Consider the following 8,725-nt stretch of genomic DNA (forward strand, 5'->3'; position numbering starts at 1 on the left):
CCCAAATTTGATTGTTGTCGCCGACGAGCAGCACCCGCTTCGTCGAGCACCTAGGAAACGCTGGGCGCCCCAGGTCCGCCGACATCCGGCCATCCGGCTATCAGCCCTCTTGACAGCTGGGCCCCACACAGGAAACGCCGAATCCCGGGCGGGTGCTCCATTTTGTGTCATAACCGAATGCGCCGCTGTTCGGACGCGTCAGTTTGCCGCTAGGCGGCCGGGTGGCGCCGAGTGAAGGCCTCTATGGCCTGGGCGGTGTCTTCGGGGTGCTCGACGATGTTGATGTGAGTGCCTTCTATCTCGACGCTGTCTGCCATTGGGAAAAGGTTGGCAGCCCGCTCGAATGCCCCCCGGGGCAGAAACCCGTCGCCGGAGTTGACGATGACCAAGACCGGGACCGTGACCACGCCGAGCACCTGGTCGGCGAACATCGGTTGAGACAGCCACGTCGCGGCAAGCTTCTCCATCACGACCGGCCACCTCTCGGGATTGGGGTTCAACGCGTCGTAGGTGCCTTTGAAGCCACCCGGGTCGTCTCCTGCGCGCATCTTGTCGAAACCCTTGCGCATCCAGTTCACAGCCCCCTCCCGGTAGTCGTCGTGGTGAAGCGGTGTGCCCGCCAGAGTCGCGGTTACGACCCGATCCGGATAGTCCACCAGCAGATGGAGAGCGAGGCAGCCACCGTCAGAGTGGCCCGCAACATGTGCCTGCTCGATGCCGAGATGGTCAAGCAAGCCCACCATGTCAGCCGCCATCCGTCCATAGGTCATAGGACCGTCGCCGTCTGTGCTGCGGCCTTGACCTCGGCTGTCTGGAGCGATGATGTCGAACCCCGACAGGGCGTCAATGACCGGTCGCCAGCCTCCGGCTGCGCCTAACCCACCGTGCAGAAGTAATAGTGAAGGGCCACTTCCCTCCCGGAGGTAGTGCATCCGGATGTCGCCGATATCTGCGAAGTGACCCTCGGGTTCCGCACGGCAGAGCCGGGCATAGTCGGAGAAGTCCATCGCCCCCTTCTAGCACCCCCTGCCAACAGAAGCGTTCCGACAGGACTCATAGACATTCCACCCAGACAGATCGGCCGATCAGGAGCGCCGAGCGCCGAGTCGGGCGCGACAGTTGACACGCCAACCGAACTGCATGCGCTGACATTCGGCGTGCTGGTTTGTGTGGGCGTCCTCAAGCTCAAGTCAGGGTGTTAGTTCAGCTCACGACTCCAGCGAGTACCTGGGCGAAACTTGGGGCCGAACAGCCCAGTGGTCGGTTGATCCCGTCCTAGGCTGAGCGCATGTCGGGCATATTGCACATCCAACGCGACGTTGTGCCCTTCGCCGATTGGGGCTGGAAGTATCTCGTGGATGTCGACGACGAGACGAGGGGGGACCTCGAAGAGGGTGAGGCCAAGGACTTCTTCATCGCACCCGGCTATCACAATCTCCGACTGCATGCGGGCATCTTCGGGAGCAATCAAGCGAAGTTCTTCGTCGACGACGGTGCCAGAGTGTGCTTCCTTTGTCGGCCGCGCTTCACAGGCTTGTTGGGTCTGATGCGCGGGATCATCTCCGTACCATGGCGGACGAGGTGGATCGCGCTGCGCCCGATCGGCTGTCGAGAGTTGGAGGCGGCCTTCCCGCAATAACAGGACCGGACGCCGATCCGCGAGCCGAACGCCGAATCGGGCGTGGCCGATGTCGGTTGACGAGTAACCAGATGCGCCGCTGTTCTGGCCAGAGCGATGCCAATGACCTTTCGATCAAATCTGACGTATCAGCGTTGAACCCTCGCCGGGGAGGGCGGGAAGATCCCGGTCAGACCGAATCGATGAAGGAGGGCAAGATGGGCTTCCACATCACGTTGAGACGCCTCGCGTTGACGCTGCCGCTTATCGCAGCGATGGGCTTGGCCGTTAGCGCTCCGAGTTCGGCGGCGAGCGGGGGGGATTCGCTCACGTTCACCAACGCCAATTTCAACTTTCCGTCAGGCGCCATAGTGAATGGGACAGCGACGAGCGCAGCTGATACCCCGATACCCGCGACGGGCACTCTGACTTTTTCGTTTCCCAGCAACCCCAGCGACACCTTTACCGTGTCGTGCCTTAACGTCGTCGACCCGCATCACGCATATGTCGGGGCGTTCGACAGCGATTTCAGTTTTGTTGCGCTTGTCACAACCAATCCGAGCACCTTCACGGAATTCGTCCTCGTCCCCCCATCTGATTGCGCTCAACCGAGTTCTCTGTCGTCTGCCGGGGTTGCCGGGCTCTTCACCCTTACCGGCGGTTCTGTACAGATCGTCGATGCCAGCCCTCAGAACGCCCAAGGGCAAAACAACAACCACCAAGGGCAAAACCAGACGTAAGGCCCTGAGCGGGTCAAGGAACCAGCACACACCGGCCTCCAACCCAAGCCTCAGCACACGGAACACATCACCAACAGATAGACGAACGTCCGCTCAGAACGTCCGTCATCTGGAACACCCCCGCGGCAACGCGAGTCTGCCTGCAGACGAGCGCAGAGCGACGGCTCGGCGTGCGACGGTTGATGATCTCGGTGGCGCAGATTGTGACGCCATAATGCCGGGGGTGGGTTCACAACTCTGGGCCTTCGATCATGACTGTGGGAACGGGGTTGTGGTCGCGGATTACGTCTCGCCGGCGCTGAGCCTCTCGGCGGACGGTTTGGTCGTAGCTGTGTCGCTGGACTTGCCGGAGGCCTTCCATGATCGCAGCCGCCGGATGGTCTTTGCCCGGGGGCCGGAGGTGGTCGAGTTCGGCCCTGAGGATTTCTGTGGCGGATTTCTCGCTGCTGGTGTGACGTAAGGCGGTGATCAGCACTTCGTCTGCGTTGCACGGGACGCCGCGGGGGGTGTGTTCGTCGCCGGCCGGTTCGGTGATGACGCACGACAGGTTGTGGTGGCGCCCTCTGGTCATGCCTACGTAGAGATGCTCGGCGCTTGTGGCCCGGTCGACGATGAGGACGCCCTGGTCGACGGTGAGGCCTTGTCCTTTGTGGACGGTGACCGCATAGGCGAGTGCGACATGCTCCTGGACGTAAGCGCCGGGCAGAGTGACGTTGCCCCGCCCGTCTAAGGAGGCCAGCTGCACCGAACCGCTGGGCCCACGGTCGGTGATTTGCCAGCGGTCGCCATTTCTTACCCACGCACCCGCCGTGGTGACCAGGCGACGGTCGTTGCGCGTGGTGACGATCTCGTCGCCGACTCCGATGCTCTGGTCGCCGATGACGATCCCGTCCCTCTCGACTTCGCCGGCGGTCATCCTCTCGGCCCTGGCGCGCGTAGCTAGCTGGTTGACGATGTCGTGGTTGGTGGCCATCACGACCACGGACCGGCCTTGGCTGCGTGCGTCTTGCCATGCGTTGTATGCGGCGTCGAGCGTTTGTTCGCGGTCGCCGGAGCGGACCCGGTCTCGTGCGATGTATTCGTCGAGGACGGTGGGATCGCCGCCGCGTAGACGGTGAGTTGCGTCGGCTTCCCAGGGGTCGGCGAAGCGGCGGATGCCGGTGAGCTCGGCAGCCTTGGCGTCGGAGGCCAACAGCCGGAATAGGCCACCCGCGTCGACGGAGCCGAGCTGATAGTGGTCGCCGACGAAAACGACTTTTGAGTCGGCCGCGTCTGCGAGCAGGACGAGACGGGCCAGGTCTCGGGTGGAGACCATCGATGCCTCGTCACAGACGATCACCTCCCCGGGCTGCAATTTGACACGGCCGGTGCCAACGTCGAGAAAGAACTTGGCCAGCGTGTCCGAGGCGATTCGCGCCTGCTCGGACAGCACCCCGGCGGCCACCGCTGAGGGAGCCACGCCCCGCACTGGTATACCGGTCTGCTCCCAGGCTTGTCTGGCCGTGTTGAGCGTTCGGGACTTGCCCGACCCAGCCGGACCGACCAGCACCGCGACGCGCTCGCCACCGCCACATAGCCGCCGGACGGCTTGCGCTTGATCCTCACCGAGGCCGGCCTCGCCCAACGCCCGGTAGGTCGGTGCGACAGCAACGCCTGCGGTTCGTCCCGCTTCGATGACATCGAGGACAGCCTGTTCGGTCTCCAGGGTCCACGAAGTGCTGTACCGCAGCCCGCCATGGCGGCTGTCGGGTCGCTCCGGACAGGTCAACTGAACAACATTGGGATGGGCCAAGACAGCGTCGGCCCCCCCTTCAAGAACCTGTCGGAGTTTCTCACCGCAGCCAGCCTTGTGAGCCGGGAGGACCACCGACAGAGCTTCGATCACATGGGCGCGGCCCCAGGTGGAGTGGGTGCGCTCGAGCCGGTCGATCACCTCGGTCAAAGCCAGTTCTATCGACGGTCGAACACCGAGTCGGGACAGCACGACGTCGCGTTGGCTAACGGTCCGCCGGCCGAATACGTCTCCTAACCACTCTTCTGTCGAGCCGCCCATCGCCGCGGCTTCGGTTCGCCACCGTGCCCGCAGCTGCGCGGTCGTCTCACCTCTCTCTGCCTTGCTCGCTCGAGACTGGTACGCCGCCAATTGGAAGATGGCGGCCCGCTCGTCGCCGGTCAACGATCGACCCAGCACCGCTTCCTTCTCGCCGGCGAGGCCGGCGGCGGCTGCCTCCACCTGCGCCCGGCGCTTTGAGAACTCACGGATGAAGCTGTCCGGGACACCCAGAATCTCGGCACCGCCGTTGTCGTCAACGTCGCTCCAGGCGACGTCCAGCCGGGCAGTCAGCTCTGCTCGCAGAGCCGCTTTGTACAGCATCCCGGCCGCCTTTTGCACCTCGTAGAGCTCTCGGCCATCGACCGCCAACCACCGCCCATCGGAGACGGCCTGCACCTTGTTGGCGACCAGGATATGGCTGTGCAATTGCGGATCGCCCGCGCGAGATGTTCTATGCACGAACACTGCCCCGACGAATCCGCAGGTGGCCTCCTGGATGGTTCCGCCATGCCCGCGGCGGGTGAACGCAGCATGATCCTGCAGGAACTCCAGCGCCGAAGCGACCGCCGAATCATGCGCATCCCGGACCTCAGACATCACCTCAGAAGGAGCGAGCGCCCACAAGACAGACACTGATTTCGGCGGCGAAAACGAAAAAGCGTGGCCGGCGACCACGCCTTTCTCCTTGCCGAACGGGCGGCCCAAAGGCTCGCCGGTCACCGGGCTGTGGCCCAGCCCGAACAGCCGGGACAACCCCTCTGCGTCGACCTCGCCGGACAGCCCCAAACTCTCTGCGCCACGGCCCACCCAGCGCCCCGTTTCCTCGCCGTGGCCGACGAAATAATCCTCAACCCCCGCGGCGATCTCCTTGGCGTAATACGCCCAACCGTCCGGAGCGATCTTCGCCAAACCCATCATGAGACGATCACCGCCACCGGCGAGGCCCACCCTGAGCACCCCCGGTGCAGAGGTGTCTGGCCTGGTTGGCAGGGAGGAGTGATGGGCGGGAGAGAGGTCGGTGAGAGGGGTGAGTAGATGGTGAAGGAGGTAGGGGTCGGTGATGAGAGATGGAGATTGTGAGGATGCGGTTGAGGGCTGAAGGGCGCGGCGGTGGTCACGCCACTTCCGATCCCGTCTTCGTCATCTGAACCAGTGCGGCGCGCGGCACCCGCAGCAGCCGTCCGAGCCTCGTGACCGGCAGACCCTCCCGGCCCCCGCTGAACGTCCAGCGCTGAGCCAGCAGGTAGGCGGAGGTGCGACCGATGCGAAGCACCTTGGCCGCCTCCTCCACCGTCAAGAACTCAGGAAGCTCATCCAGCGGCACAGTCACCTCCGCGCGTGCTGCTCTCATCCCTTAAGCCGAACTTGGCGCCACCCCGACCAGGGCGGGCCGTTGAGACACGGGCGAGTTGGCCGTCAGCTGCCGCGGCGACGCCAGCGGCAAGCCACTCGGTGAGCCGCGCCTCCAAGACGTCCACACCCAAATGGCGACCGGGACGTCACGTAGCCAGCCGCCAGCACGCGGAGAAATCATCACCTAGAAGGCGTCCGCGCATACCGGCTATGTGACGGTCCTCACCCTGGGAGCCCCAGAAGCGCCGTCTGCGTTCCTCCAGCGCCGATATCAGGGTGGGGCTGCCACGAAGCTCTGCCGACGATCACCTGACACCCCAAATCGACACAGCTGCCGCCTATCATTTGGACCAAGCGGACGATCCCGGCCCGGCTCGAGGCTCTGCCCGGCCGGCGGACGCTGAAGAGCCTCCTCCAAAGCGTTGTCGCTGCACGCCCTGGAGGTGCTCGCATGTCTGCCCGCCGCCACTTCGGCTCAATTCGTAGGCTTATCAGGCGAGGGGTCTGGCTGAACCCGACTGAAGGCCGTGTCACTCTCCGCGAGTGGTCAAACCAGTGGTTGTCCAATCGAGCAGATCTTCGGCCCGTGACCCGGGCAAAGTACAGGCACATGCTCGACCGGCATGTCCTACCGGTTCTCGGCAAACACGAACTCTCGAAGCTTCGACCGTCCGCCGTTCGGGCGTGGTACATGGACATGAAAAGGAAGTACGTCAGCACGGCCGACGACGCGTACCGGATGCTGAGGGCGATTCTTTCGACAGCTGTCTCCGACGAACTCATCGCCAGGAATCCGTGTCGAGTTAAGGGTGCTGGCCAAGCGCGCTCTGCCGAACGGCCGGTGGCGTCAGTAGCGGAGGTCGAAGCGGCGGCGGCTGCGACTCCAGATCATCATCGCCTTGTCATCCTTCTTGCAGCTTGGTGCCAGCTCCGGCGCGGCGAAGTGCTTGGTCTCCAGCGTCGTGACATTGACTTGCTGCACGGACGGATCCGCATCGAGCGGGCGGTCGTGCGGCCCATGATTGGCCAAGCCGTCGTCGGGCCTCCGAAGACGACGGCGGGCCAGCGCACAGTAGCGGTGCCCTCGAACATCCTCCCGGCACTCAAGAATCACCTCGGCAGGTTCGTAGGACCGGCACCCGATGCCTGGCTATTCACCTCCTCAGATGGAGGCTCCATGTTGCCAAGCACACTTAATCGGATCTGGCAGAGAGCCAGACGTTCGATCGACCGACCAGACCTCTACTACCACGACCTACGTCATTCCGGGCTCACATGGTCCGCGGCTTCTGGTGCCTCGGTCGCGGAGTTGATGCGCCGGGGCGGCCATTCTCATCCAGCAGCGGCACTGCGCTATCAGCACGCTACCGAGGACCGTGATCGTGCAATAGCCGACGCGCTAGCCCAACTCGTCGTTGGGAACGTCTCTGCGCTCACCGACAGCTCTGGCATGTCGGAGCGCGAGGACTCTAACGGTACCGGTGCTTAGCCGTAATCGCCGGGGGCCTGTCCGATCAGAGCTCAATGCCCCGACGGGGCTCGGGTTCGTCCGGAGTTGATGTTTCAGTCGGCCGCAACAGGCGACCACCTAGCTGACTTCGGCGCATCTCGAGAGTAGAGGGATCGCCTGGAGGCTTTCTCCCGACTTCGTGACCGAGGTCTGGCGTCGCCGTCCGATGCGCGCCGGGTTCCAGTTCGGTCGGTTGTACCTCGAGCCGCAATTTCTCGCTCCAGTCCCGCATGATCTCTCGTACCCGGCCCACTCTCGCGACGTCGACCCCATACCGGGTGAAGTCTTGGTCCTGGAAGCGGTCTACAGCTGCCAGAGCTTCTGCGAACCATGCCTTACTGAATCCAGCGTCCACCTGCTCGGCCATTTGCATGAGCTGTTCGCCGCTAAACCGGCCGCTTTCGAGGATTCCAGCCAAGTCCAGGTAGTCACGTGCATATCCCCGGCTGAAGACAGCGGCGACCTTCGAGGCGACGGCATCGCTCTCGGCAATGACTGGGCCGACCGAGAGGCTCACCGGTTCGTATTGGCGAAAGTCCGCAGCCATGTCGACCGTCGCGACCTTGCCGATTAATGGATCCGTCACCTCTAGGCGACAGAACGTCGCCTCGCGCTGCGGGACAGAGACCTCAAGCACCTCACGTTTGAAGGCTACGACGACAGCATCGACCGCTCGTGAGAAATCCTCGGTATCCCAACTATCCGTGAAAAGGTCTACGTCCTCGCTGAGGCGGTCTACGAGCTGATGAGCCTGCAACGCATATCCGCCCGCGAGAGCGAACCCGTATTCGGCAAGAACACCGAGTCCGACTCGGACAAGGCGCTCCTGGTACTCGTCCATTCAGCTAGGCGGCGGTTGTTAGCTCGCGCAACCGGCTCTCCCAGTTGTGGCGGACCCTACGAGGTAGCCACAAGCGTGACCAGAGCTGCAGGAGCGCCTGACCATTGACGTAGCGGGATACTTCTTCGGTGGAGGCGGCTTCCTGGAGAACGACCTCGTACACGATGCGGCGATCCGCGTCGACGCCCATGTCGTAGACGCGCTTCGGTCCCCAGTCGATCGTGATCGGCAACTCGAGCGGTCCCTCGGTGGGTCCTCTCAGGTCGGCCAGGCGCGCGGGCGGCTCAGGGTACGGGCGGTGATCGCCGTAGTTACGCCGCTCATGAGTTGAGCTCTCGCTGCTGGCCATGCCTCCAGTGTGCCGGAACCAAGTGACGGTTTCCGAGAGTTGCGCCGCCCGCTTCCAGGCGGCACCGTCGAATCGCTCGCGCACGTGGCGCGCACGAAAGCCGAAACCCAAGCCGGCGCCGCAGCCGATCCTCGCGAGAAGTGCTCCCTGACCTGCTCCTTTACAAGCACCCCCAACGGGATTCGAACCCGTGCTGCCGCCTTGAAAGGGCGGTGTCCTAGGCCGCTAGACGATGGGGGCGGGACGATGAAGCCTACTGCC

At 63.8% G+C, this 8,725-nt stretch carries 8 protein-coding genes and 1 tRNA gene; 3 read left to right on the top strand and 6 right to left on the bottom strand.

The window, feature by feature from the left end; genetic code table 11:
- Nucleotides 1–209 precede the first annotated feature (209 nt).
- The gene (locus VFZ97_13090; protein ID HEX6394368.1) at nt 210–1,007 is read right to left on the bottom strand and encodes an alpha/beta fold hydrolase; all 798 of its coding nucleotides are present in this window, start codon (nt 1,005–1,007) and stop codon (nt 210–212) included.
- Between the two features lie 281 nt (nt 1,008–1,288).
- On the opposite strand from VFZ97_13090, the gene VFZ97_13095 reads away from it, so the two are divergent.
- The gene (locus VFZ97_13095; protein ID HEX6394369.1) at nt 1,289–1,639 is read left to right on the top strand and encodes a hypothetical protein; all 351 of its coding nucleotides are present in this window, start codon (nt 1,289–1,291) and stop codon (nt 1,637–1,639) included.
- Nucleotides 1,640–1,836: 197 nt separating this feature from the next.
- Nucleotides 1,837–2,358, top strand: coding sequence for a hypothetical protein (locus VFZ97_13100; protein ID HEX6394370.1), 522 nt, complete (start codon nt 1,837–1,839; stop codon nt 2,356–2,358).
- Nucleotides 2,359–2,587: 229 nt separating this feature from the next.
- Here VFZ97_13100 and mobF read toward each other — a convergent pair whose 3' ends face one another.
- Both mobF and VFZ97_13110 read right to left on the bottom strand, forming a co-directional pair.
- The gene (mobF, locus tag VFZ97_13105) at nt 2,588–5,326 is read right to left on the bottom strand and encodes a MobF family relaxase (protein HEX6394371.1); all 2,739 of its coding nucleotides are present in this window, start codon (nt 5,324–5,326) and stop codon (nt 2,588–2,590) included.
- A 199-nt stretch (nt 5,327–5,525) separates the two neighbouring features.
- Nucleotides 5,526–5,762, bottom strand: coding sequence for a helix-turn-helix domain-containing protein (locus VFZ97_13110; GenBank protein HEX6394372.1), 237 nt, complete (start codon nt 5,760–5,762; stop codon nt 5,526–5,528).
- A 453-nt stretch (nt 5,763–6,215) separates the two neighbouring features.
- Here VFZ97_13110 and VFZ97_13115 point away from each other — a divergent pair, with 453 nt between their 5' ends.
- Nucleotides 6,216–7,253: a site-specific integrase gene (locus tag VFZ97_13115; protein ID HEX6394373.1), complete on the top strand. Its 1,038-nt coding sequence runs from the start codon at nt 6,216–6,218 to the stop codon at nt 7,251–7,253.
- A 25-nt stretch (nt 7,254–7,278) separates the two neighbouring features.
- On the opposite strand, the gene VFZ97_13120 is transcribed toward VFZ97_13115, so the two are convergent.
- The 3 genes from VFZ97_13120 to VFZ97_13130 all read right to left on the bottom strand — a co-directional run bounded on the left by VFZ97_13120 (nt 7,279) and on the right by VFZ97_13130 (nt 8,704).
- The gene (locus tag VFZ97_13120; GenBank protein ID HEX6394374.1) at nt 7,279–8,115 is read right to left on the bottom strand and encodes a nucleotidyl transferase AbiEii/AbiGii toxin family protein; all 837 of its coding nucleotides are present in this window, start codon (nt 8,113–8,115) and stop codon (nt 7,279–7,281) included.
- A gap of 4 nt (nt 8,116–8,119) precedes the next feature.
- Complete coding sequence (locus VFZ97_13125) at nt 8,120–8,548, bottom strand: hypothetical protein (GenBank protein ID HEX6394375.1); 429 nt, start codon at nt 8,546–8,548, stop codon at nt 8,120–8,122.
- An 83-nt stretch (nt 8,549–8,631) separates the two neighbouring features.
- Nucleotides 8,632–8,704: transfer RNA gene (locus VFZ97_13130), tRNA-Glu, on the bottom strand.
- Nucleotides 8,705–8,725: the final 21 nt, after the last annotated feature.

This window comes from Acidimicrobiales bacterium, assembly GCA_036378675.1.
In the GTDB taxonomy this organism is placed as follows: domain Bacteria; phylum Actinomycetota; class Acidimicrobiia; order Acidimicrobiales; family Palsa-688; genus DASUWA01.